General features: G+C 64.0%; 20 protein-coding genes. 8 read left to right on the forward strand and 12 right to left on the reverse strand.

All coding sequences use genetic code 11. The features are described 5' to 3' along the window. The first annotated feature begins 22 nt into the window (after nt 1-22). From B0G82_RS29730 to B0G82_RS29755, 6 genes are all read left to right on the forward strand, one after another. Entirely contained in the window at nt 23-973 is a 951-nt protein-coding gene (locus tag B0G82_RS29730; RefSeq protein ID WP_121309943.1) for a glyoxalase, read from the forward strand. After that, nucleotides 963-2,519, forward strand: coding sequence for an alginate export family protein (locus B0G82_RS29735; protein WP_241974891.1), 1,557 nt, complete (start codon nt 963-965; stop codon nt 2,517-2,519). The genes B0G82_RS29730 and B0G82_RS29735 overlap by 11 nt, the downstream gene beginning before the upstream one ends. A gap of 53 nt (nt 2,520-2,572) precedes the next feature. Continuing rightward, nucleotides 2,573-4,303, forward strand: coding sequence for an FAD-dependent oxidoreductase (locus tag B0G82_RS29740; RefSeq protein WP_121309944.1), 1,731 nt, complete (start codon nt 2,573-2,575; stop codon nt 4,301-4,303). A gap of 77 nt (nt 4,304-4,380) precedes the next feature. Beyond that, nucleotides 4,381-5,370 carry an MBL fold metallo-hydrolase gene (locus B0G82_RS29745; protein WP_199730184.1) on the forward strand — a complete coding sequence of 330 codons (990 nt, stop codon included), beginning with the start codon at nt 4,381-4,383 and terminating at the stop codon, nt 5,368-5,370. A 47-nt stretch (nt 5,371-5,417) separates the two neighbouring features. After that, complete coding sequence (locus B0G82_RS29750) at nt 5,418-5,936, forward strand: DUF3331 domain-containing protein (RefSeq protein ID WP_121309945.1); 519 nt, start codon at nt 5,418-5,420, stop codon at nt 5,934-5,936. A 182-nt stretch (nt 5,937-6,118) separates the two neighbouring features. After that, on the forward strand, nt 6,119-9,151 hold the full coding sequence (locus B0G82_RS29755) for a winged helix-turn-helix domain-containing protein (protein ID WP_121309946.1): 3,033 nt from the start codon (nt 6,119-6,121) through the stop codon (nt 9,149-9,151). Nucleotides 9,152-9,161: 10 nt separating this feature from the next. Here the strand turns inward: B0G82_RS29755 and B0G82_RS29760 are convergent, their stop codons facing one another. Beyond that, a complete protein-coding gene (locus tag B0G82_RS29760) occupies nt 9,162-10,082 on the reverse strand; it encodes a LysR family transcriptional regulator (RefSeq protein ID WP_121309947.1) in 921 nt (306 codons plus the stop codon). Between the two features lie 221 nt (nt 10,083-10,303). Between B0G82_RS29760 and B0G82_RS29765 the strand changes: the two genes are divergently transcribed. Together B0G82_RS29765 and B0G82_RS29770 are read left to right on the forward strand one after the other, a co-directional pair. After that, nucleotides 10,304-11,017, forward strand: a complete 714-nt coding sequence (locus tag B0G82_RS29765; protein ID WP_121309948.1) for an alanyl-tRNA editing protein — start codon at nt 10,304-10,306, stop codon at nt 11,015-11,017. Between the two features lie 19 nt (nt 11,018-11,036). Next, on the forward strand, nt 11,037-11,891 hold the full coding sequence (locus tag B0G82_RS29770; RefSeq protein ID WP_121309949.1) for an AraC family transcriptional regulator: 855 nt from the start codon (nt 11,037-11,039) through the stop codon (nt 11,889-11,891). A 25-nt stretch (nt 11,892-11,916) separates the two neighbouring features. Here B0G82_RS29770 and B0G82_RS29775 read toward each other — a convergent pair whose 3' ends face one another. The 11 genes from B0G82_RS29775 to B0G82_RS29825 form a co-directional block, all read right to left on the reverse strand. Next, nucleotides 11,917-12,315 (reverse strand): hypothetical protein, encoded by a 399-nt coding sequence (locus tag B0G82_RS29775; protein ID WP_121309950.1) that lies wholly within the window; start codon nt 12,313-12,315, stop codon nt 11,917-11,919. Nucleotides 12,316-12,326: 11 nt separating this feature from the next. Next, nucleotides 12,327-12,995 carry an RraA family protein gene (locus B0G82_RS29780; RefSeq protein WP_116147671.1) on the reverse strand — a complete coding sequence of 223 codons (669 nt, stop codon included), beginning with the start codon at nt 12,993-12,995 and terminating at the stop codon, nt 12,327-12,329. Further along, nucleotides 12,992-14,041, reverse strand: coding sequence for an amidohydrolase family protein (locus tag B0G82_RS29785; protein WP_121309951.1), 1,050 nt, complete (start codon nt 14,039-14,041; stop codon nt 12,992-12,994). The genes B0G82_RS29780 and B0G82_RS29785 overlap by 4 nt, the downstream gene beginning before the upstream one ends. 99 nt (nt 14,042-14,140) lie before the next feature. Then, nucleotides 14,141-15,463, reverse strand: coding sequence for an MFS transporter (locus B0G82_RS29790; RefSeq protein ID WP_116147675.1), 1,323 nt, complete (start codon nt 15,461-15,463; stop codon nt 14,141-14,143). Nucleotides 15,464-15,588: 125 nt separating this feature from the next. Further along, nucleotides 15,589-16,488 carry a LysR family transcriptional regulator gene (locus tag B0G82_RS29795; protein WP_121309952.1) on the reverse strand — a complete coding sequence of 300 codons (900 nt, stop codon included), beginning with the start codon at nt 16,486-16,488 and terminating at the stop codon, nt 15,589-15,591. After that, nucleotides 16,485-17,435: a LysR family transcriptional regulator gene (locus tag B0G82_RS29800; protein ID WP_121309953.1), complete on the reverse strand. Its 951-nt coding sequence runs from the start codon at nt 17,433-17,435 to the stop codon at nt 16,485-16,487. The genes B0G82_RS29795 and B0G82_RS29800 overlap by 4 nt, the downstream gene beginning before the upstream one ends. A gap of 29 nt (nt 17,436-17,464) precedes the next feature. Beyond that, complete coding sequence (locus B0G82_RS29805; protein WP_241974892.1) at nt 17,465-18,160, reverse strand: EthD family reductase; 696 nt, start codon at nt 18,158-18,160, stop codon at nt 17,465-17,467. Further along, a complete protein-coding gene (gene hpaC / locus B0G82_RS29810; protein WP_121309955.1) occupies nt 18,157-18,711 on the reverse strand; it encodes a 4-hydroxyphenylacetate 3-monooxygenase, reductase component in 555 nt (184 codons plus the stop codon). The genes B0G82_RS29805 and hpaC overlap by 4 nt, the downstream gene beginning before the upstream one ends. Before the next feature lie 24 nt (nt 18,712-18,735). Further along, nucleotides 18,736-19,953 carry an acyl-CoA dehydrogenase family protein gene (locus B0G82_RS29815; protein ID WP_121309956.1) on the reverse strand — a complete coding sequence of 406 codons (1,218 nt, stop codon included), beginning with the start codon at nt 19,951-19,953 and terminating at the stop codon, nt 18,736-18,738. A 45-nt stretch (nt 19,954-19,998) separates the two neighbouring features. Beyond that, nucleotides 19,999-21,357 (reverse strand): MFS transporter, encoded by a 1,359-nt coding sequence (locus tag B0G82_RS29820; protein WP_121309957.1) that lies wholly within the window; start codon nt 21,355-21,357, stop codon nt 19,999-20,001. Nucleotides 21,358-21,733: 376 nt separating this feature from the next. After that, nucleotides 21,734-23,206 carry an NAD-dependent succinate-semialdehyde dehydrogenase gene (locus tag B0G82_RS29825; protein ID WP_121309958.1) on the reverse strand — a complete coding sequence of 491 codons (1,473 nt, stop codon included), beginning with the start codon at nt 23,204-23,206 and terminating at the stop codon, nt 21,734-21,736. Nucleotides 23,207-23,256 lie beyond the last annotated feature (50 nt).

The following is a 23,256-nucleotide window of genomic DNA, read 5'->3' on the forward strand; positions in this document are numbered from 1 at the left end:
GCTAACACGATCGGGTAATCACATGTTCACATCGCTTCAACGCTTTCGTCCCATTGCGGCTTTCTGCGCAGCCTTGCTGATCGGCCTCGCGCCGGTCTCTTCCGCGTTCGCCGATAACGGGCCGCCGGAAGTCTCGAGCGGCAAGACCGCGCTCGCGGCGCGCATGCCCGACGTCTCGGTCGGCGCGCAGTACGACACGACCCATGTGTACGTCGCCTCAGCGGATCTCGACGCGTTCGTCACCAGCTTTCTCGCCACGTTCGGCGGCAAGGCGTCGCCGCGCGCGGTGTTCACGGTCACGCCGACGCCGAGCAAGACCGCGTCGCAATACGTGCAGACGCCGGCCGGCATGCTGTCGGTGTTCGGCTTCGAAACGCCGATTCCCTATCCGTTCGGCAATGAACGCACCGGCTATCTGGTCACCAATATCGACCAGGCGGTGAAGGCGGCGCGCGCGGCGGGCGCCGACGTGCTGGTCGACAGCTTCGACGATCCGATCGGCAAGGACGCGATCATTCAATGGCCGGGCGGCCTGACGATGCAGCTCTATTGGCACACCAAGGCGCCGAACTACGCGCCGTTGCACAGCGTGCCGGATAACCGCGTGTATGTGTCGCGTTATGAAGCCAACAACTTCGTGCGTCGCTGGGTGCATTTTTCGCATGGCAAGGTGGTGTCGGATAACCCGCGCGCGGATGCCGGCGTGATTGGCCGTCCCGGCGAGACGATTCGCGAGATCCGCATCAATTCGGGTTTCGGCCGCATGGTGGTGTTCGTCACGGACGGCAAGCTGCCGTTCCCGTTCGGACGTGAAACGACTGGCTATGCCGTCGACGATCTGGCGCAGACGCTCGAGCGCGCGCAAGCGGCCGGCGCGAAGGTGGTATCGCAGCCGTACAGCAGCGAAGCCGGCAAGAGCGCGGTGCTCGAATTCCCGGGCGGGTATATCGCCGAAGTGCACGATGGCCAGTAAAGCAGGCCTCATGCGGACCTTGCGAACCTCGCAGACCTTGCAAGCGTTGCAGCCGCGCGAGCGCTCGCGCCGGCGCCTGGCGCTGCGCGCGGCCCGCGCGCTGTTGATCAGCACGGGGCTGGCGGCCGCGCTGCCGGCGTCGGCGGCGGACACCGCGCTCGGCGGTGCGGACGATACCAGCACGACCAGTACGGCGAGCACAACGGCAACGGCAACGGCGGCAGGCACTTCATGCGCGCGGCCCGCTGTCATGTTCAACCGCTGGCAGGAAAACTGGTCGGCACTCGCCAATCCGTGCGTGCCGAAGAAGCCCTTCGACTCGCTGAAATACATTCCGCTGTTCGGCAATCCCGACGCGTATATCTCGCTCGGCATGGTGCTGCGCGAGCGGCTCGAAATGAACGACGCGCCGCTCTTCGGCCTCGGTTCGGGCCGCGACGACACGTATGTGCTGCAACGTCTCGAAGTTCACGCGGATGTGCGCCTCGGCCCGCACGTGCAGATCTTCACGCAGTTCGAGGACGCGCGGCCTTTCGGCAAGGACAACGTCTCGCCGGTCGACAAGAATCCGCTCGACCTGCGCCAGGCGTTCGTCGCCATCACCGAGCCGCTCGGACCCGGCACCTTCAAGTTCCGCGTCGGCCGCCAGGAGATGGCGTTCGACTTGCAGCGGTTCATTTCCGTGCGTGACGGCCCGAACGTGCGCCAGGCCTTCGACGCCATCTGGGCCGACTATGAAACCGGCCCGTGGCGCTGGATCGCGTATGCGACGCAGCCGGTGCAGTACCGCGACAACTCGGATTTCGACGACGTTTCCAATCGCGACCTGACCTTCAGCGGCGTGCGGGTCGAGCGTAAGGCAGTCGGTCCGGGCGATCTGTCCGCCTATTACTCGCGCTACAACCGCAGCAACGCGCGCTTTCTCGACGCTACCGGCAACGAGCATCGCGACGTGTTCGACGCGCGTTACGCCGGCTCGGTCAATCACATCGACTGGGACGCGGAGGCGATGTATCAGTCGGGCCATGTCGGCAACAAGACGATCGGTGCGTGGGCGGTGGGCACGCTCGCCGGCTACACGCTGGCTTCGCTGCCGTGGACGCCGCGTTTCGGTCTGCAGATCGATGCGGCCTCGGGCGACACGCATCCCGGAGATGGCCGCATCGGCACCTTCAATCCGCTCTTTCCGAACGGCTACTACTTCGCGCTCGCCGGTTATACCGGCTACTCGAACGTGATTCACGTCAAGCCGTCGCTGATCGTCAAACCGAACAGCAAGCTCTCGCTGCTCGCGGGCGTGGGGCTGCAATGGCGCGAGACCACCGCCGACGCTGTATATCAGCAAGGCTCGGCAGTCGTGCCCGGAACGGCGGGACACGGCAGCCGCTGGACCGGTTTCTATACGCAACTGCGCGCCGACTATGCGGTCACCGCGAATCTCGCCGCTGCGGTCGAAGCCGTGCATTTTCAGGTCGGACCGTCGCTGCGCGAGCTGGGTGCGCGCAATTCCGACTATGTAGGCGCCGAACTCAAGTTCGGCTGGTAACGCCGTATCGGCACCACGTCGTCAGCGAGGCGTGTCAGAAGAGGTTATTTTTTATGAGCACGCCTGATCTACAGGTCGAAGCGGCGGCGACGTCCGAACTCGAGTTTCCGTATTCGTCGCTGGAATACCGGCAGCACCAGATGTTCCCGCGGCTTTCACCGGCGGAGATTCAAAGCCTTCGGCGTTTCGCCACGCCGATGTCGTTCAAGGCCGGCGAACTGATCTTCGAAACCGGCAAGATCGCGCTCGGCCTGTTCGTGCTGTTGCGCGGCCGCGTGCGCATTTATTCACGCGACAGCTTCGGACGCTCGACGCTCGTCACGGAACATGAAGACGGCCACTTCATGGCGGAGATGGCGCAACTCTCCGGCAAGCCCGCGTTGATCGACGGCGTGGCGTTGACCGACGCCGAGACGCTCGTGATCGAGCCGGACCGGCTGCGGGCGCTGATCGTCGCCGACGCGCAACTCGGCGAACACATCATGCGTGCGCTGATCCTGCGGCGGCTCGGGCTGATCGAGCAGGGGCTGGGGCCGATCATCGTCGGCAATGGAAACGATGACCGGCTCATCAGGCTGCAAGGCTTTCTGCGCCGCAACGCCTATCCCGCGATGGTGATCGACGCGCGCACCGATCCCGAAGCCATCACGCTGCTGGGCGGCATGACCACCGGCCCCGGCGATTTTCCGCTGGTGTTCTGCCCGAACGGCAACGTGCTGCGTGCGCCCGACGAAGTGCAGCTCGCGTCGTGCCTCGGACTCGTGCCGACCTTCGAGCAATCGCATGTGTACGACGTCGCGATCGTCGGCGCGGGGCCGGCCGGACTCGCGGCGTCCGTGTATGCCGCGACGGAAGGACTGTCGGTTGCGGTGTTCGATCAGAGAGCGCCGGGCGGGCAGGCCGGCGCGAGTTCGCGCATCGAAAACTATCTCGGTTTTCCCACCGGCATTTCCGGGCAGGCGCTCGCCGCGCGCGCGTTCCAGCAGGCGCTGAAGTTCGGCGCGCATCTGGCGATTCCCGGCAAGGTCGTCGAGGTGTGCCGCAACAAAGGCATGTTCCTGCTCACGCTGCTCGACGGCCAGCGCATCAACGCGCGCACGGTCGTGGTGGCGAGCGGCGCCGCGTACCGCAAGCCGGCGGTGACGGGTTTCGAGCGCTTCGAAGGACGTGGCACGTACTACTGGGCGTCGACGATCGAAGCGAAGCTGGTGAAAGGCCAGGACATCGTGCTGATGGGCGGCGGCAATTCCGCCGGTCAGGCGGTGGTATTCCTCGCCAACTTCGCGCGCAGCATTCGCGTGCTGATTCGCGGCAATGACCTCAACGCGAGCATGTCGAAGTATCTGATCGACCGGATCGGCTCCTTGCCGAACGTGACGCTTTGCACCGGTTGCACACTGCGCGCGCTCGAAGGTGACGAAGCCGGACTCACGCATCTGCATGTGCGGCACGAACAGGATGGCGAGGACGAAGTGGTGGCATCGCGCCATCTGTTTCTGTTTATCGGCGCGGACCCGAAGACGGATTGGCTCGACATGAGCGGCGTGGAGTTGGATAACCGCGGTTTCGTCGTCACCGGTTTTGCGCGCAGCGAGCATGGATTCTCGCAAGCCAGTGCGCGATATCCGCTGGAAACCAGCGTGCCGGGCATGTTCGCGGTGGGCGACGTGCGCTCGGAGTCCGCGAAACGGGCGGCCGCCGCTGTGGGCGACGGCGCAGCGGTCGTCGCGCAGATTCATGCGTATCTGAGCCAGCTCGCGACGGTGACTACTCAGGATGATTAATAAAAATTAGCGAGTGCACCTGGCAAGTGGCCGCTATGCTTTTCAGCATATTCACGATGAACACCAGGGATCGAATCATGAAGTGGATACGGCGCAAATGGACGATGCATGCAAACATGTGGTGCGCGTTCGTATTGAGTCTGGCGGCGAGCATGGTAAGCGATTCCGCGTTCGCCGCCGCGCCTCAGGTGAAAACGCAGGGACCAGGCTTCTACCGGATCATGCTCGGCGGCTTTGAAGTGACCGCACTGCTCGACGGCACGCATCCGTTTCCAATCGATACAGTCGTGAAGGACGTGTCGAAAGCCGAAATCGCTCGCGATCTCCAGCGCGATTTTTTGCAGGCGCCGGTGCAAGGTTCCATCAACGCGTTTCTGGTCAACACCGGTTCGAAGCTGATCCTGATCGATTCCGGCGCGGGCGTGCTGTACGGCGACTGCTGCGGCAAGCTGCCCGACAATTTGCGCGCGGCCGGCTATCAGCCCGAGCAGATCGACGAAGTGCTGCTGACGCATCTGCATAAGGACCATGTCGGCGGCATCGTGTCGAACGGCCAGATGGCATTTCCGAACGCGATTGTGCGAGTGAGCCAGGTTGAAGCCGACTACTGGCTGAACCCATCCAACAAGTCGAAAGCGCCCGCTTTTCTCAGTACCTTCTTCGACGCGGCCAGCGCCTCTGTCGCGCCTTACGTCGCGGCCGGACGCTTCAAGCCGTTCAGTGGCGATGCCGAACTCGAAACGGGCATTCGCGCGGTCGCCTTGCCCGGCCATACGCCGGGTCACACCGGCTATCTGGTGGAGAGCGAATCGCAGGATTTGCTGGTGTGGGGTGACATTATCCACGTCGCGTCGATCCAGTTACAGGACCCGGCGGCTTCGGTCGAATACGACACCAGCGCGGCGGACGCGCAGCGCTCGCGCCGCTCGTCGTTCGAACTCGCGGCCAGCAAACGCTATCTGATCGGCGCAGCGCATGTCGCCTTTCCGGGCCTAGGGCACATCAGAAAGAACGGCCGCAAATACGACTGGGTGCCGGTCAACTACGAGGCCGCACCCGGCCGGTGACATCAGTGCTGATCGGTTCCACCCGCACACACTTCGGGAGCAGCATCATGCATATCGAAACCCCCTTGGCGCAACGCACGGATACGGTTCAGTACGAGACGCGCGTTCGTCGTGGAGCGTGCTGTCAGGTCAGCGAGAACGCGCCGGCGATGCCGGACGACCGGCGCGCGCCGGTATGGGATCACGTGATCAACCGGCTGTTGGCGGGCTATTGCAACGAGACCGAAGGTGAAGCCTATCTCAAGCCGCGGGCTAAACGCGTCGCCGGCGCGGCGGACACGCCGTCGCGTCATATCCAGATCGAAATACTCGAGCGTCTGTCGGACACATCGATCGCCGTGCTGTGGCGGGACGCGACACGCTGTCAATACGTCGACCAGGTGTGGATCTGCTGCCGCGCCCGCATCAAGGGACGCTGCGCACTGAGCGGCGCGACGATTCGCCGTGACGACGCAATCTACAAGCCGAGAATACGCAGCGCGGTTCCCGCCAATGCCGACGCCATGATTCTGGCTTCCGTCATTGCCTGCATGGCATCCACTGTCATGATGGGCGATTCGCGCTAGCGCGCCACGGCGGGCACGCGGTCCGTCATCGGCAGCCGCTTGCTGAGTACAAAAAATTTGAACGATAGGTTCAGTTTTTTCCGCGCATGCGTATTCGCGGTTGGTCTAGACTTCGGGGACATAACGCTGAGTGATCGATGCTCAGTGTTTCCTCTTCCCGCAGCGTCTTGGATACTCAGGCAATGATCCGCATTGGCCCGCTTCAGGTGGACCTCGCCAGCCGGGAACTGTTTCTCGACGGCCAGCCTGTGCGCATCGGCAGCCGTGCATTCGACATCCTGGCCGTGCTGATCGGCGCGAACGGCGCGCTGGTGTCGAAGAGCGCCATGCTCGAGCAGGTCTGGCCGGACACTATCGTTGAAGAGAACAATCTTCAGGTGCATATGTCCGCCCTGCGCAAGGTGCTGGGCGAGAGCCGGAACCTCATACAGACCGTGTCGGGAAGAGGCTACCGGCTGGTGTCGCGAGACGCATCCGCGGAACAGGCGGGCAATGCCGCTCGCGATAACGCGCCCGACGCCGCTGAAGACATCGCATCCCTTCGCGGTACTCTCAACAATCTGCCGGCCAATAGCTTGCCGCTGATCGGGCGGGACCAGGCAATCAACGACATTGCACAGGCGCTCGCTTCAACGCGTCACGTGACGCTCGTCGGCTCGGGCGGAATCGGCAAGACGCGCCTGGCCATCGAGATCGCACGCAGCTTACTGGCGCACTTTCCCGAAGGTGTGTATCTCGTGCCGCTTGCGTGCACCGTGGACGCGAACAGCGTGCTCGCCATGTTCGCCACTAGCGTCGGCGTGAGCGCCGCGAGTGGCCCGCTTACGCTGGCCCGCATCAGCAAGGAACTCGGCGAACGGCGCGTGCTGTTCGTGCTGGACAACTGCGAGCACGTGCTCGGTCCCGCAGCCGAACTCGCCGAAGCGCTCGTGAACGTGAGTCCAGCCATGCGGATTCTCGCGACCAGCCGCGAACCTCTGCGTGTCGTGGACGAACATCTGTACTGGGTGGCATCACTCGACGTGCCCGCCCGCGACGCCGAGAGCCAGTGTGTGTTGCAACACAGTGCCGTCCAGTTGTTCCTGTCACGCGCCCGCGCGATCGACGCGCGTTTTTCGTCCGACGACAGAAGCATCCATTTGACCGGCACCGTATGCCGCCGCCTCGACGGCATTCCGCTGGCTATCGAACTGGCGGCGGCGCGCGCCGCGATCCTCGGTATCGAGACGCTTGCCGATCATCTCGACGACCGCTTCAACATGCTGACGGGCGGCAATCGCACGGCGTTGCCGCGCCACCAGACCTTGAAGGCGACACTCGACTGGAGCCACGCGTTGCTCGACGACGCGGAGCGCACGACGTTGCGCCGGCTCGGCGTTTTCGTCAACAGCTTCACGATCGACTCGGCGATCGCTCTCGTAAGCGACGAAGGCTTGCGCGAATCCGACGTGATCGCGGCGCTATCCGGGCTCGTCGAAAAATCGCTGGTGGTGATGCAGGCCGAGCGCGGCAAGGCGAGGTATCGGCTGCTGGAAACCACGCGTGCCTACGCGATGCAAAAGCTCGACGACAACGGCGAACGGCGTCTCATCACGCTCGCTCACGCACGCTATTTTTCCAACCTGCTCGAACGTGATCCGTCGAGCGACGCCTCCAAGGGAGCGCGTGAAGCGGACGCCGCGGGCGCCGAACGGCACGGCTGGCATCACCGCATGCGCGAGCAACTCGACGATTTGCGAGCCGCGCTGGGCTGGGCGCTATCGCCCAAAGGCGACGCCGCGCTGGGTGAAACGCTGGCGGTGAAGTTCGTGTCGCTGCTGTATGAGCTTTCGCTGGTCGACGAATGCTGCGTGTGGACGCGGCGCGCGCTCGACGCTGTGGACGCGACGTATCAGGGCTCGCGCTCGCCGCGCCATTTGCGCGTGCGCATGCAACTGCTGGCTGCGCTCGGTGCGGCGCTTGTCTACGTCAATGGACCGGATCGCGAAACGCTCGGCATCTGGGCCGAAGTGCTCGCGCTCGCGATTGCACTCGGTGATCAGACCTTCGAAGCACGCGCGTTGTGGGGCATGTGGAACGCGAGCCAGTCGTCTGGCGAGGCGCGCAACGCGCTGGCGTTCGCGCAGCGCTTCGCCTTGCTCGCCGCCGAGACGGGCAATACCGCCAACGGGATTCTCGCTCATCGCCTGCTCGGCATTGCCTCGCACTATGCGGGCGATCAGCACCAGGCGCGCGCCTCGCTCGATCAGCTCTTGCAGCATGCCGGCCGTCTGCAACATCGGCTGCCGCTCGGGCAATCCATCGATCAGGGCGTGGTCGGCCGTGCGACGTTTGCTCGCGTGCTCGGCTTGCAGGGCGCGCGCGATCAGTCGCTCAGGGTCGCCGAGGCATGCGTTGCCGAAGCGTGCCGGCAGGAGCAGGCTATCGTCACGTGTTATGTGCTGGTCGAAGCGGAAATTCCGCTGGCGCTGCTGGCGGGCGATCGTAAACGGGCGGCTCAGGCGATAGCGCTATTGCAGGACGTGTCGACGCGCGGCGGGCTGCGTGTGGCGCATGCATGCTGCCGCTGTTTCGACGAATACCTGCATTCGCTGGATGACAGCAGCGCGCAGCGTGTGCACAGCTTCCGCGCCGCGTTGGACGATCTCGACGCGCTCGGCTACGCCGCGCCACGCGCCATGCTCGTCGCGCAATACGGCCTTGCGCTCGGCCGTGCCGGACAGCTCGAGGAAGGCATCGCCGCCGTGGCGGCTGCGCTCGCGCGGGGCGACGAAACCGGCGACCAGTGGTATGCGGCCGAACTCAGACGCGTGCACGCCGAACTAGTGCTGATGGAAGACGGCTTTGGCCAGTCGCCGTTCGGCGCTGCGGCGACGCAGGCGCAGGCGAGTTTGAGCGCGGCGGTCGAAGAATCGTCGGTACAGGGTTGCGGCACGTTGCAACTGCGGGCCGCGACCAGCCTCGCGCGGCTTTGGCATGCGCAAGGCCGGAGCGCGGAGGCGGTGCAACTGCTGAAGTCCGCTTGCGCGAGACTGACGGAGGGTCGCGATTGGGACGACTTCAAGGCGGCTAAAACATTACTGCGTGTAGCGACTGAAGCGTGCGCGCCGGCCGCTATTGCAACAGGAATCGATACGCGGATGCACCCGCATGCGGATGCCAGTGCGGCGTCGTTCGACGACCCGCCACCGGACGAGATCAGCGAAGCCTGCTAGTCATCGAACCTCACCCGTGCAGCATGCGTTGTTGCACTACGTCGTCGATCAGGTCCGGCCGGTTCAACTGATCGACCCACCATTGCAGCGCGTTGCCGCTCTCGTTGTCGCGCCACGCCAGATAGAAGTGCGTGACGTCGCGCATGCCGATCACTTCCTTTTGCACCAGCTCGCCCTGCCTTAGCGCGTCGACGGCGAGGCACTCCGGGATCGTGCCCGCTGCGAGGCCCCTGATCTGTGCGGCGAGCTTGGCTTCGAGCGTCGGCACCGTGAGCACTTCCTGATTGACTGCAAGCGCGATCGTGCGCGGCGCGAGTTTGCGCGACGTATCGCCGATCGCGACCGCGCGATGGCGCGCGACGGTGTCCATCGTGAGCGGTCCGGGTATCGACGCCAACGGATGATCCGGCGCCACCACGAACACATGTTTCAGCGAGCCGATCGGTTTCGCGATCAGATTGGGGATGGGCGGCGGATCGCCGGCCGCGCCGACGATCAGATCCGCGCGACGAGTGAGCAGCGCGTCCCACGAGCCGCCCAACACTTCTTTCGACAGATGCAGCTTCGTTTCCAGCTTCAGCTTGTAAAACTCGCTGACGTGATGCCAGAGCAGGTCGAACGGAATGATCTCGTCGACGGCGATGTGCAGATCGGATTCCCAGCCGTGCTCAATTCGCTTCGCCTTGAATTCGAGCGCTTCGGCCGCTTCCAGCAGACGCCGGCCTTCCTCCACGACCACGCGTCCCGCGTGCGTCAGCGTGGCACGCCGGCCAGTGCGGTCGAACAGCTTGACGCCGAGATCGAGTTCGAGTTTCTGAACCAGATAACTGAGCGACGACGGCACTTTGTGAAGCGTTTCGGCGGCGTTCGCAAACGTGCCGGTTCGATCGATTGCATCGAGTACCTGCAGGACTTCAAAAGATAGATTCATGGAGGAAAGCCGGGGCGGTTGGGTGCGTTCAGCGAGATGGTTCAGAATACTGGAATTCGCGGGAAATGGGCCTTGTCCGGAGCGCTTTCGGCAGAGGCTGTTCCATATCTGCCGACATGAGTTTGCCAGGTCAGCCCCCACAGGGCATTTTTAACCAAGACGGCCGCCCGCGGGACTGGGTATCCTAGGCGTATTCAGTTAATTTCCGCGAGGACATCAAGGTGCCGCATTATCTTTGCCATGAGCAGCCGGATCTGCTGGACTTTGAAACGGCGGTGATCGCCGCGCGGCCCGGTGCGGTCGTGCTGGGCCGTTCCGCCTTGCATCCGGGCGGCGGCGGCCAGGTGTCGGACGCCGCCACGCTGACGCACGCGCAGGGCGCGGTGCGCATTACCGGCGTCGTGGCGGAAGGCGATGTGCTCTGGCATCTGCTTGACGCACCGCTCGAACTGGACGGCAACGTGCACGTGGCCATCGACGCGGCGCGCCGCGCCGCGGTCGCGCAACTCCATACCGTCACGCATATTCTCAACGCGCTGGTGTACCAGCGCTTTGCCGGCGCGCTCGTGACCGGCGCGCAGATCAACGCCGACGGCACCGCGCGCATGGACTTCGATCTGCCCGAAGCGGACAACGACGCGCTGCGTCTGCTGGAAGAACCCGTCAACGAGGTGATCCGCAGCGCAATGGAGGTGCGCACCTATTACGTCGGCGCCGACGAAGCAAAGGCAACGCAAGGTCTGATCCGCAGCCTCTCGGTGGCGCCGCCGCCGACGCCGGACGGCACGGTGCGCATCGTCGAGATCGGCGATCTGGACCGGCAGGCATGCGGCGGCACTCACCTGACCAATACCGCGCAGTCGCGGCCCATTCGCATCGCGAAGATAGAGAACAAGGGCCGTCGTAATCGCCGGGTCAGAATCGAACTGGTTTGAAGAACAGGGGGCGCGAGCTATGGAGACTTCGGATAAAAGCGAGCCGGAAGTGGTCTGCTGGCGCGACGGCGCGCTCGACGGCGCATGTCTCGCGAGCGCCCGTTACGGCAATCACAAGTTCGACCGGCATCTGCATGACGAACTCGTCATCGTCATGACCGAAACCGGCGCGGGCCAATGTCACACGCGCGCGGGCAGCGAGGTTGCCGGCCCCGGCAGCGTGCTGGTCTTCGGGCCAGGCGAATACCATAGCGGTGAGGTCTGGGAGGGGCGCGAATGGATTTATCGCGCGATCTACCTGGACATGGAAGGGCTCGGCGCGCTCAGCGCAGTCTTCTCTCCCGACGCGCGCGCCGACAGACCGCTGCTGATTCCGCCGGGGCTGTATCAGGATCCGCACCTCGCGGGCCTGCTGGTCAAGGCGCATGCGAGCCTGGACGAACAGCGCGCTGTCTCGCTGATGGAGCGTCAGGCGAACTGGTGGGCTGCGATGGGGATGCTGGTCGGGCGCTATGGGCGCTCGCCTGAGGAGGTGGGAGAACCCCGGCGGGAGGCGCGCAAGATGGAGCAGGTACGCGAGTACGTCGCCGCCAATTACGAGCGCGATATTTCGGTCGATGAACTGGCGGAACTGGTGGGGCTGAGCCGCTACTACCTCACGCGCGCTTTCTGCAAGGAATTCGGGCTGCCGCCGCACGCCTACGCGACCCAGGTTAGGTTGCTGGCGGCGAAACGGATGCTTGCCTCAGGGCAGAGCGCGGCGACGGCTGCGGCGGCCGTGGGCTTCTACGATCAAAGCCATCTCAACCGGCTGTTCAAGCGGGCTTATGGGATCACGCCCGGGGCGTATGCGGCGTTGAAGCCGGGGCATTAGGCGGCGTGCGTTCGCGTTGCCGCTATCACGCCGGCAAAGGCACATCCTCGATCAACTCGGCCTTCACCGCACGAATCCTGCGGTCCACGAAATACCCGCCGCCTTCCACGTAACGCAGATAAAGCCGCCCGCACAGCGAGCATTGCCACACGGCGCAGCGGTTATACGGAAAGTAGCGCGGTGCGATAGGCGCATCCACCGCCCAGTATGTCGTCTTGCCCGGCAGATACTCGCTGAACGTCGGCTCCGGATCGCCCTCCGGCATCAAGGTGCCGATTTCCTCGAACTGCGTTTCATCGAGCGATAAAGGCTGCGATTGCCAGCCGTCGAGCGGCGTTTTCGTGCACGTGCAGGGCGCGATGGCGCGCGTCTGCGCGGCGCGCGCGAGTTCGAGGAGTGTTGCAGCGTTCAGATATTGCGCCATGGGGCTCACGGTCAGTTGTTCATCATCCGTTCCCGGTGCGGAACGACCCACGAACGGTCGAACTTGCCTTCGGCAATCGACTTCAGCGCCGCCGTTTCCTTCGCGTGCTGGCGGCGCGCGCCTTCGATCACCGCTGCCACGTCGGCGGGTGTGATCGCGAGCAGGCCGTCTTCGTCGCCGACAATGATATCGCCAGGATGCACCACCGTGCCGCCGACCGTGACCGGCACGTTGATTTCGCCCGGTCCGTTCTTGTACGGCCCGCGATGCGTCACGCCGCGCGCATAGACGGGAAACTCGCGCTGTCGCAGCGAACCGACGTCACGGATCGCGCCATCGATCACGAGGCCTTGCACGCCGAGACTTTCCGCGAAGCTCGCCATGATCTCGCCCATCAGCGCCTGCGTGAGGTCGCCCGCACCGTCGATCACCAGCACGTCGCCGGGCCGGCAAAAGTCGAACGCGCGATGTATCGCGAGGTTGTCGCCCGGCCGTGTGTGGACCGTGACTGCAGTGCCGGCCATCGGGCGCGGCTGGTGATAAGGCCGCAAGCCCACCATGCCGCTCGCGCGCGCCATGTTGTCGCTCAGCAGCGAGACGGCCAGTTCACGAAGTGTTTCGAGCGTGGCCGCGTCGGCCTGAGGCGCGGAGTCGTATTCGCGCCATCCGATTGGATTCATACCGTTGCCCCTTGAGTTACTTGCGCAGCGAGTTGTAGATCGAGTTGACGCGAGAGCCGCGGATAGACACGGCGCGCGTTGTCTTCGTAGATACGCTGACGGTCCGCGTCGCTGAGCCATTCGATGGCGTCGATATAGCGGCGCGTATCGTCGTAATAGTGGCCGGTCTCCGGATCGATACCCTGCACCGCGCCGATGGTCTCCGACGCGAACAGAATGTTCTCCACCGGAATGACCTTGGCGAGCAGTTCGGCGCCGGGCTGGTGATAGACGCAGGTATCGAAGAACACGTTCTTCAGCAGATATTCGCTGAGCAGCGGACGCTTCATGTCCTGCGCGAGTCCGCGATAACGTCCCCAGTGATAGGGCACCGCACCGCCGCCATGAGGGATGATGAAGCGCAGCGTGGGAAAGTCGGCGAACAGATCGCCCTGCAGCAACTGCATGAACGCCGACGTATCGCCGTTGATGTAATGCGCGCCCGTCGCATGGAAATTCGGATTGCAGGACGACGAGACGTGGATCATCGCCGGCACGTCGAGCTCCACCATCGCTTCATAGAGCGGATACCAGGAGCGGTCCGTGAGCGGCAAGCCGGACCAGTGGCCGCCGGACGGATCCGGGTTCAGATTGCAGCCGATAAAGCCGAGTTCTTCGACACAGCGCCGCAATTCGCCGATGCAGTTCGCGGGCGCGACGCCAGGCGCTTGCGGCAACTGGCATACGCCGACGAAATTGCGCGGAAACAGCTCACACACGCGATGCACGAGGTCGTTGCATTCGATCGACCAGAGCGCGTTGGCTTCGGCCGTGGCGAGGTGATGACCCATGCCGGCGGCACGCGGCGAGAAAATCGTGAGGTCGGTCCCGCGTTCGCGCTGAATCCGCAACTGGCCACCCTCGATGCTCTCGCGAATCTCGTCGTCGGTGATGACGGGCCGCGGTGGCGTCGTGCCGCCGTCCTTCAGCGCGGCGATCTGCTGCGCGCGCCAGGCTTCATGCTGGCGCGGTGAGGTCGTGTAATGACCGTGACAATCGATGATCATGGTGTGCAAATCCTGTAAGTTGTCCTTGCGCACGCAGGTAATGCGTGCGCAGATTCAGTCCGCTGTTTTGTCAGGCGTTATGTGTTGCCGCTCGGCCTTTCAGGCGCGCGGCGCGGCGTCGCCGGTGGCGAGCGAGTTCGCTTCGTCTTCAACCGGCGCGACCCGCATGACTAGCGCGATGATCGTCGCGACAATCAGAAAGGCCGCGATCGTCAGCAAGGCCAGCTTGAAGTTGCCGGTCGCATTGCGCACGAGGCCGATGCTCCACGGGCCGACCAGCCCGCCGAACTGCGCGATGGTGTTGATCAGCGCGATCGTCGCCGCGCCTGCTGCGCCGGTTCTGAAGGAGGACGCGAGGCTCCAGAACAGCGGGTTGCCTGCATAGATGAACAAACCGGTGACGCACAGCAGCACATAAGCGATCACGGGGTTTGGTGCGTACGCGCTGCCGGCAATGGCCAGCGCGCTCATGCCGTACACGAAGGCGAGGTGCTTCTTGCGGTCGCCGGTGCGGTCGGAACTGCGGCTGATCAGGAAGGTGCCCAACACGCCGAGCAAGGGCGGCGCAGCCGACAGAAAGCCGACTTCGAGATTGCTCAGATGGCCAAGACTCTTGACGATCTGCGGCAGCCAGAGGAAGAGGCCATAAATACCGACCAGCGCGCAACCGAATAGACACGCCAGGCTCCACACGCGGATGTCGCCCGCCACACGCAGCAAGGGAAAATGCGCGTTGCCGCCTACGGCTTGACGCTCGGCGGCGAGCGTCGACTCGAGCCAGCGCTTTTCGTCGTCGGACAGCCAGTCGGCGTCGGCGGGGCGTTCGGTCATGATGCGCAGCGTCAACAGGCCGAGCAGCATGGCCGGCACGCCCTCGAGGATGAACATCCACTGCCAGCCCTGCAAACCGAGAATGCCGTTCGCGTAGGTCATCAACGCGGTCGAAATCGGGCCGCCCAGCACCGCCGAAAACGAACCGGCGATGATGTAACCTCCAACCGCCCGCGCACGGTAACGCACCGGAAACCATTTCGTCAGATAGACCGCGACGCCCGGCAGAAAGCCCGCTTCCATCACGCCGAGCAGAAACCGCAGCGCGTAGAAGCTCGAATCGTTGAACACGAAAGCCGTGGCCGCGGCGACCGCGCCCCACGTCAGAAGAATGCGGGCAATCCAGCGGCGTGCGCCGACGCGATGCAGCAATAGATTGCTCGGCACTTCCAGCAGCATGTAGCCGACGAAGAAGATGCTGCCCGCGAAGCCGAACACGGCCGGACTGAAACCGAGCTGCTTGTTCATGTCCAGCGCGGCGAAACCGATATTGATCCGGTCGAGATAGTTGAAGAACATCATCGCGAAGAGCAGGGGCATGAGGCGCCCGTAGACTTTTCGCATGGTTACGGCTTCGTTGATCGCGGTCATCCTGTCTCCTACCTTGCGGCGATAGCCTTAGCCAACGCTGCGTTCTAATCATGTGTGAGGTCAATGATAAGAACGTGCGGACAGGGAGTCCAAGACCGCTTGCTTATTCTTCTATAGCTTTTTGCTTATAGTGCACTGGTTTTGAGCGGTGCGGGAAGGCAAGCCAGAAACGCCCGCAGGTGGGGCGAAGCGTCGTCGGTGCGGAAGGTGGCGGCAAGCGTGGAGCGGTACGACGAGCCCGGTCCGGTAAGGTGACGGTAAACCACATCGGTGCGTCCGAGCCGCGCCACGGATTCGCCGATAAACGTCACGCCCAGGCCTGCCGCAACCAGGGCAATCGCGGTCTGGATTTCATAAGCCTCGTGCGCGACGAGCGGGGTGATGCCCGCATCGCGATAGAGCGATTGCACCGAGCGCTTGAACTGCGCATTCTGATGCTTCGGGTACAGAATCAGCGGCGTGTCGGCGAGATCGGCGATGCTCACCTTCTTTTGCGCTGCAAGCGGATGACTGGGGTCGAGCGCGGCCACGACGCGCTCGCGCAGCAGCGTATACGAGGTGCAGCCTTCAACCGTCAGCGGCTGCCGGCCGATGCCGATGTGAATGCGCATGTCGCGCAGCGCATCGGTCTGTTCTTCGGTGAGCATTTCGAAGAGTTTGAGTTCGACCTGCGGATACGCCTTGTGAAACGCGTTCAGCGCGGGCGGCAAGACGCTGTACATCGACGAACGCGTGAAGCCCACACTCAGCCAGCCGCGCCGGCCCACGCCGATTTCCTGCGCGACGAGCGTCACCTGTTCCAGCGAGCCGAGAATCTGACGCGCCTCGTTGCACAGATAGTGGCCCGCTTCGGTGAGACTCAACGGACGTCGTGCGCGATCCACCAGTTGCGTGCCGAGCCGTTCTTCGAGTGAACGGATCTGCTGGCTCAGCGCGGGCTGCGCGATATGCAGGCGCTCGGCGGCGCGGCTGAAATTGAGTTCCTCCGCGAGAATCACGAAGCATTGCAGGGCTCTGATGTTCATAGCGGTTTTCCCATTCGTGTCTTACCGCTATCAGGCGATTGATGGAACATGCCGTAAATCTCATCGAGCAACCACGCAATGCCCGGATCCGCCGAAAATTGCGAGTGCGAGTGGACCTGGATTTCGATGGGCGGCAGCGCGAACGGCAACGGCAAAATGCGAAAGGCTTTGTTGCGATTGAAGCGCTGCGCGATACTTCGCGGAAAGATCACGGCGAGGTCGGTATGCTGAACGATCTCCGGCGCCACCACGAAATGCGGCAGGCGCAGCACGATATCACGGCGCAGATTCAATTCTTCGAGCCACTGTTCGACCATCCGGTGGCCGGTCGCATTGGTGCTGGCGTAGACGTAGCGCAGGCTCGCGAGGTCCTCCTTGGTCGGCTTCTGTTTGCGTAGCGGATGGCCCGCCCGCACCACGCAAACATGTTCGTCGACGAACAGCGTCCTGCTTACACATCCTGGATCGAGACCAGGCACGTAGCCGAGCGCCAGATCGATCTTGCCGCTGCGCATGGCCGAACTCACCGAATCGACAGAGACGTTCGCGATCTCCAGGCGAATGCCGCGCGCGCTGCGGTCGAGCATCGAAAGAAGCGGCGGCAGGAAATAGAACTCCGACATATCCGACATGGACACGCGAAACACGCGCTGCGCCGTGGCGGGATCGAATTTGGCGATTTGCTGGACCGCGTCGTTGATGATGCCGAGCGCTTGAGTCAACGGCGCGTGCAGGCGCAACGCGGCGTCGGTGGGCACCATGCCGGTGGGCGTGCGAACGAACAGTGGGTCGTCGAATAAAACGCGCAGCCGGCGCAACGCGTGGCTGACCGCCGGTTGTGTGAGTCCGAGACGCTCGCCCGCGGCGGTCAGGCTGCGCAGATCGGAGATGGCCAGGAATACGCGCAGCAGGTTCAAATCCGTAATGCCGGGGTGCGACTTGGTCATGACGTTCGGATCGCGGCGAGGGCGGGCGTTTATTTGGGTTTCAGATTACCGTAAATGCTACGCATAGGGAAATGCAGCGTCGCGCCGCTGTAGGGCGGAAAAGCGTTGAAATCCTGCTTCATGCTGGCGCGTATCGGCGAGGCCAGCGCGTCCGCTAGCGACGCGGAATCGTCGAAGACGACTTTGTTGCGTTGCATGGCCATGGCGCGCTCGACGTCGAGACCCGAGCGGTAATCGAGCCGCGTGTAGATTTCGAGCTCGCGAATGCCGGGCAATTGCGCCATCAGCGGTGGATGATGCGCGAGGTAATGCGAGAGCCACGCGTTGAAGTCCTGTGCTTCGCCTTCGTAGCTGACGAGGTAGGTGCAGCGTTCGGCGCGTGCGTCAAGATCGCCTGGATCCGGGGTGGTGAATTGCCTGACCGCCATGGCTTGCTGCACAAAGGTGAGACCCGTGCTCGCAGATTCCTTTGCGACGTCGTGAATTGCACCCTTAGGTTGCAGCGCTTGTTCAAGCAGTTCGAGGTCGTCGAAATACCATTGCAGCACGCAGCGAGGTCGCGCGGATGCGTCGGACTTCGACAAAGGATCGCAGTCGTCCGATGCCGCGGGCACGTGGATCACGTAACGGCGTAATCCCTCTACATTTCGCGGTGTTAGCTCGAAACGCGGTGCACATGCAGGCGTACCGTGGCCAAGGAGAAAGAAGCAGACTTCCACGCTCACCTCGCGCCCGGCGCTGCAGCCAGGTGCGCCGCCGCTTGCGGCCGTGTCAGCCGATGAAACTCGCGGCCGAAATAGATGAGCCCGTCGCCGTCCGAGCGCAACGCGATGTGCCGAATCTGCGCGAACATGACCGAGTGCGAGCCGACCGTCTTGATGTCGACGATCTCGCCTTCGAGACTGGCGATCGCATCCGCGAGCACCGGCGCCTGCAAAGCGCCGCTGGTCCACGCATGGCGTCCGAAACGCTCGTCCATCGAGCACGCTGTCATGCCGGCGAAATCACGGGCCACTTCCTGGCACTCGGCGGCAAGCACGTTGATACACACGCTGCGGTTGCGATGCAGTACGTCATGCACACAGCTGGCCTGATTGATACACACGAGCATGGTGGGCGGTGCGTCCGTCACCGAGCACACCGCGCTTGCAGTAATGCCGCAGCGGCCGCCCGGCCCGTCCGTGGTGACGATGTTGACGGCGGCCGGCAGGCACGCCATCGCATCGCGGAAACGCTTTCTGGTGTCTTCGATCGTCACGATGTTTTCCTTTTGCATTGGCCTGAGTCGGGACGCGCCGCGTTAGGGAAAGGGCGTGACCGGCGGCACGCCGGCGAACAGCGCGCCGGATGCGTCATACGTGCCTTCGCCGAGAAACGCATGCTGTGTCACGACGATCGAATCGCGCACGAGGCGCTGCAAACGGTTCTCGCGATAGATCGCTGCGATACCCGCCATCTGATACGCCTGCATCACCACTTCCGCGCCGATCTGCGCGGCGTGCGTCGCGCTGAGGCGCAACAGATTGGCCTGCTCCTGGGAAACGGGATCGCCATCGATGATCGTCCGCCACGCGGCCTCGGCGGATTCGTAGAAGAACGCGCGGGTGCTGCGCCAGTTGGCCTCCGCTTTCGCGAGGCCTGAGCGGTAGTAGCCACGGTCGGCGAGACGCGGCGCGCCGGTGGTGGTTTTGGTCGAACCGGACATGTCCGTCAGCAGGTCGAGCGCCGCGCGCGCGAGGCCGATGTTGACGGCGGCGTGCACCTGCGCCTGATATGCGACAGCGGGATAGCGGTAAAGCGGTTCGTCGATCAGCGCCGCGCCGCCGCGCACGAAGGTCCATTGCGTATCGACGAATTTCTCGCGCAGCCGCAAATCGTGGCTGCCGGTTCCCTGCATGCCGACCACGTTCCAGTTCTCGACGATCTCCACTTCATGCGCGGGGAACACGGCCGTGAACGGCTTGCCCGCGCCCGCATCGCCGGAATTGGCGGGCGTGCCGCCGATGCCGACGCCGATCCAGTCGGCGCCCTTGCAGCCGCTCGCGAAGCGCCATTGACCGCTGACCACGAAGCCGCCCGGCGCTTTCGTCGCGGGTTGCAGCGGATAGAGTCCGCCCGAGAAAACCTGGTCGGGGCCGGTAGCATAAATCTGCTGCTGCGTTTCAATCGGCAAAGCGGCGAGGTAGGTATTCGCCGAGCCGAACGCCGCGACCCACGCGGCGGAGCCGTCGGCGCTCGCGATGCGTTCGAGCATCCGCAGGAATTGCGCCGGCGGCAGCGCGTCGCCGCCGAAGCGCTGCGGCGTGCTCGCGCGAAAGATGCCGGCGCGCTTCATCTTCGCGATCATGTCGCGCGGCACATGCGAGAGATGATCGAACTCGTCGCGGCGGCGTTCGATCTCACCGATCAGCGCGTCGAGTGTGAGCGGGCCGGTGTAGTCGGGATACGGATCCGCGTGATCGGTCGCGCGCGGTTCGTAGGCGTAAGTCGAAAGAGTGCTCATCTGAAGGCTTTGCATGATGACGGCTTCGAAAGAAAGTGAATGGGTGCGGAAGAAGCGCGCTTAGACGCTTTCGTGCCCGGCGTGCTCTTTGGCTTTCGCCTGAAGCCGTAGCGCTTTGGGAAAGGTTTCCGGAGCGAGACAGGTCGCGAGCACCGTGATCAAGCCGAGCACGACGAGATAAATCGCCACCGGCGCGGCGCTGCGGTAATGCGCGAGCAGCGCGGTCGCCACCATCGGCGAAAGCCCGCCGCCGAGTACCGACGAAATCTCGCGGCCAATGCCGAGCCCCGAGAAGCGCAAATGAACGGGCAGCAATTCGCTGATGAAAGCGGGCTGCGCGCCTTCCAGAATGCCGAGCGTGATGCTGTTGGCGAGCACGAGCGCCGCGACGACTTTCCACAGCACGCCGGAGCCGAGCAACGTGAAATACGGATAGGCGACCAGCACCATCGCCACGGCGCCGGCGAGATAAACCGGCTTGCGGCCGACGCGGTCCGTGAGACGGCCCATCAACAGGGACACGGGAATCATCAGCAGCATCGACACGGTCAGGCCGCCTAGCACCCAACTCGATTTGAGGCCGATGAACTGGCCGTACGCAATCGAGAACGCGAAGAAGATGTACGACGCCGCGCCTTCACCGAAGCGCAGGCCGAACACGGTCAGCACCTGACGCGGACATTGGCGCAGTACTTCGACGATCGGCATGCGGGCGTCGCGGCGCGTCGCCTTGACTGCGGCGAACTCCGCGCTTTCGTCGACGGAGCGGCGCATCCACAGACCGAGCGCGACCAGCACGGCGCTGCAGAGGAACGGCACGCGCCAGCCCCAGCTGTGGAAGTCGGCGGGCGAGAGCGTTTGCACGAGCAGAAACGCGGCGGTGGACAGCACGAAGCCGAACGCCGCGCCGCACGGACTCCAGGCGGCGAGCGCGCCACGCTGCGAGGCGGGCGCGCTTTCGTGAATCAGCAGGATGCTGCCGCTCCATTCGCCGCCGGCGGCGAGGCCTTGCAGAATGCGCAACAGCACCAGCAACACGGGCGCCGCGAGGCCGATCTGTTGATAGGTCGGCAGCAGACCCATGCAGACGGTGGCCGTGCCCATGACGAGCAGCGTCAGCATCATGACCGTCTTGCGGCCGTAGCGATCGCCGATATGGCCGCACAACACGCCGCCGATAGGCCGCGCGATAAAGCCCACCGTAAAGCCGCCGAATGCGGCGATCGTACCCGTCAACGGATCGCTGCCGACCGGAAAGAACAGCTTGCCGAACACGAGCGCGGCAGCGGTGCCATAAAGAAAGAAGTCATACCATTCGAGGACCTGCCCGAGCACGGCGGTCGTCACTGCGCGACGAACCTTGCTGGTGGGCCGGATTGCGGGCAGAGGTGTCAGAGCGGCTGTCGCGTCAGAATTCATGGCGGGTCATGGCAGGTGGAGGGTCACGATGTGGAGGGTCGCGCGTTCTTGTCATGGTGTTCGGCAGGAGCGGCGAGACGAGCCCGGCAGGCATGGTCGAACAATATGACCGCGGAAATAGGCGGTCAAATTCAGGCCAAAAATGGCCGTCATGAATCGTGTGCATGACGGTTACGGTATTTCGCGCGAGGGGTGTTGCGGCGAGAGGGGGCTGCGTTCTGTTGAGAGGCGAACGCGTCGGGTCTGGCGAAGTACTGGATTTATTGCGGGCAAAATGAGAACTGCCGCCTCGGCGCAGCGCTTCTCACAACTGGGAAGCGATGGCGTTCGGCGGCAGGGTGTTCAGGTGTTCAGGCTCTAGCGGGAGGGCGGCCCGTCAATCCAGCCCGCCTTGGCACATGTACTTGATCGACATGTAATCGTCGAGCCCATACTTCGACCCTTCGCGGCCATAGCCCGATTCCTTTACGCCGCCGAACGGCGCCGCTTCGCTCGACACCGCGCCTTCATTGATGCCGATCACGCCCGCTTCGAGTTGCGCGGCCACGCGGTTGATGCGCCGCACGTCCTGCGTATAGAAGTAGGCGGCGAGGCCGAACGGCGTGTCGTTGGAGAGACGGATCGCTTCGGCTTCGTCGTCGAAACGGAATAGCGGCGCGACCGGGCCGAAGGTCTCTTCGCAGCAGACGAGCATGTCATCCCGCGCGTCCGTCAGCACGGTCGGCGCGTAGTAGTTCGGGCCGAGTTCGGTCAGGCGCTTGCCGCCCACCAGCACCTTCGCGCCGTGTTTGACGGCGTCTTCCACGTGACGGGCAATCTTCTGGATCGCGCGCTCGTTGATCATCGGACCGATTTGCGCTTGCGGGTCGGTTGCAGGCGCAACTTTCAGCGCGCCGACGCGTTTCGCGAGCAGATCGGCGAAACGCTCATAGACGCCGGCTTGCACATACACGCGGTTCGGACACACGCAGGTCTGGCCGCCATTGCGGAACTTCGCCGCCATCAGGCCGGTAACGGCCGCGTCGAGATCGGCGTCGTCGAATACGATGAAGGGCGCGTTGCCGCCCAATTCCAGCGAGAGCTTTTTCAGCGTGCCCGCGGATTCGCGCGCGAGATGCTTGCCCACCGGCGTCGAACCGGTGAAGGTGATCTTGCGTACCCGTGCGTCGGCGAGCCAGTCGGCAACGGCGGCAATGCCCTGTTCACGCGACGCCGACAGCATGTTCAGCACGCCGTCCGGCAAACCGGCTTCCTGAGCGAGGGCGGCGAGGGCGAGCGCGGTGAGCGGCGTGTCTTCGGCGGGTTTGGCGACCACGGTGCAACCCGCCGCGAGCGCGGGCGCGATCTTGCGGGCGATCATGGCCAGCGGGAAATTCCACGGCGTGATCGCCGCGACCACGCCGACCGGTTCCTTCACCGCGCTCATGCGCTTGCCGCGCTGCTGCTGCGGAATCAGATCGCCATAGATGCGGGTCGCTTCGTCGGCGAACCAGGCCACGTACGACGCGCCATAGGCAACTTCGCCGCGGGCCTCCGCGAGCGGCTTGCCCTGTTCCATCGACATCAGCTTCGCGAGGTCGTCGGTATTGGCGACGATCAGCGCATGCCAGCGGCGCAGAATCTCGGCGCGCTCGCGTGGCAGCCTGTCGCGCCAGGCGGGGAACGTGCGGGCTGCGGCGTTGGTGGCGGCACGCGCGTCAGCGGCGCCGCTGTCGGCGACTTCGACGATCGTCTCGCCGGTGGCCGGGTTGGTGACGGCAAAGCGGGCGCCGTCGGCGGCGCCGGTCCATGCTCCGTCGATCAGGTTCTGCGAGCGAATCAGTTCATTGCGTGTCAATGCGAAAGACATTCGGTTGCTCCTTCAGGTTGCCCTTGACGTAGCGAGGCACGCGGCCGCGT

It is taken from the genome of Paraburkholderia sp. BL17N1 (assembly GCF_003634175.1).
GTDB lineage: Bacteria > Pseudomonadota > Gammaproteobacteria > Burkholderiales > Burkholderiaceae > Paraburkholderia.

Coding starts and splice junctions, on each gene's coding strand:
- B0G82_RS29730 (WP_121309943.1), top strand. CDS start 23: ATGTTCACATCGCTTCAACGCTTTCGTCCCATTGCGGCTTTCTGCGCA.
- B0G82_RS29735 (WP_241974891.1), top strand. CDS start 963: ATGGCCAGTAAAGCAGGCCTCATGCGGACCTTGCGAACCTCGCAGACC.
- B0G82_RS29740 (WP_121309944.1), top strand. CDS start 2,573: ATGAGCACGCCTGATCTACAGGTCGAAGCGGCGGCGACGTCCGAACTC.
- B0G82_RS29745 (WP_199730184.1), top strand. CDS start 4,381: ATGAAGTGGATACGGCGCAAATGGACGATGCATGCAAACATGTGGTGC.
- B0G82_RS29750 (WP_121309945.1), top strand. CDS start 5,418: ATGCATATCGAAACCCCCTTGGCGCAACGCACGGATACGGTTCAGTAC.
- B0G82_RS29755 (WP_121309946.1), top strand. CDS start 6,119: ATGATCCGCATTGGCCCGCTTCAGGTGGACCTCGCCAGCCGGGAACTG.
- B0G82_RS29760 (WP_121309947.1), bottom strand. CDS start 10,082: ATGAATCTATCTTTTGAAGTCCTGCAGGTACTCGATGCAATCGATCGA.
- B0G82_RS29770 (WP_121309949.1), top strand. CDS start 11,037: ATGGAGACTTCGGATAAAAGCGAGCCGGAAGTGGTCTGCTGGCGCGAC.
- B0G82_RS29775 (WP_121309950.1), bottom strand. CDS start 12,315: ATGGCGCAATATCTGAACGCTGCAACACTCCTCGAACTCGCGCGCGCC.
- B0G82_RS29780 (WP_116147671.1), bottom strand. CDS start 12,995: ATGAATCCAATCGGATGGCGCGAATACGACTCCGCGCCTCAGGCCGAC.
- B0G82_RS29785 (WP_121309951.1), bottom strand. CDS start 14,041: ATGATCATCGATTGTCACGGTCATTACACGACCTCACCGCGCCAGCAT.
- B0G82_RS29790 (WP_116147675.1), bottom strand. CDS start 15,463: ATGACCGCGATCAACGAAGCCGTAACCATGCGAAAAGTCTACGGGCGC.
- B0G82_RS29795 (WP_121309952.1), bottom strand. CDS start 16,488: ATGAACATCAGAGCCCTGCAATGCTTCGTGATTCTCGCGGAGGAACTC.
- B0G82_RS29800 (WP_121309953.1), bottom strand. CDS start 17,435: ATGACCAAGTCGCACCCCGGCATTACGGATTTGAACCTGCTGCGCGTA.
- hpaC (WP_121309955.1), bottom strand. CDS start 18,711: ATGCAAAAGGAAAACATCGTGACGATCGAAGACACCAGAAAGCGTTTC.
- B0G82_RS29815 (WP_121309956.1), bottom strand. CDS start 19,953: ATGCAAAGCCTTCAGATGAGCACTCTTTCGACTTACGCCTACGAACCG.
- B0G82_RS29820 (WP_121309957.1), bottom strand. CDS start 21,357: ATGAATTCTGACGCGACAGCCGCTCTGACACCTCTGCCCGCAATCCGG.
- B0G82_RS29825 (WP_121309958.1), bottom strand. CDS start 23,206: ATGTCTTTCGCATTGACACGCAATGAACTGATTCGCTCGCAGAACCTG.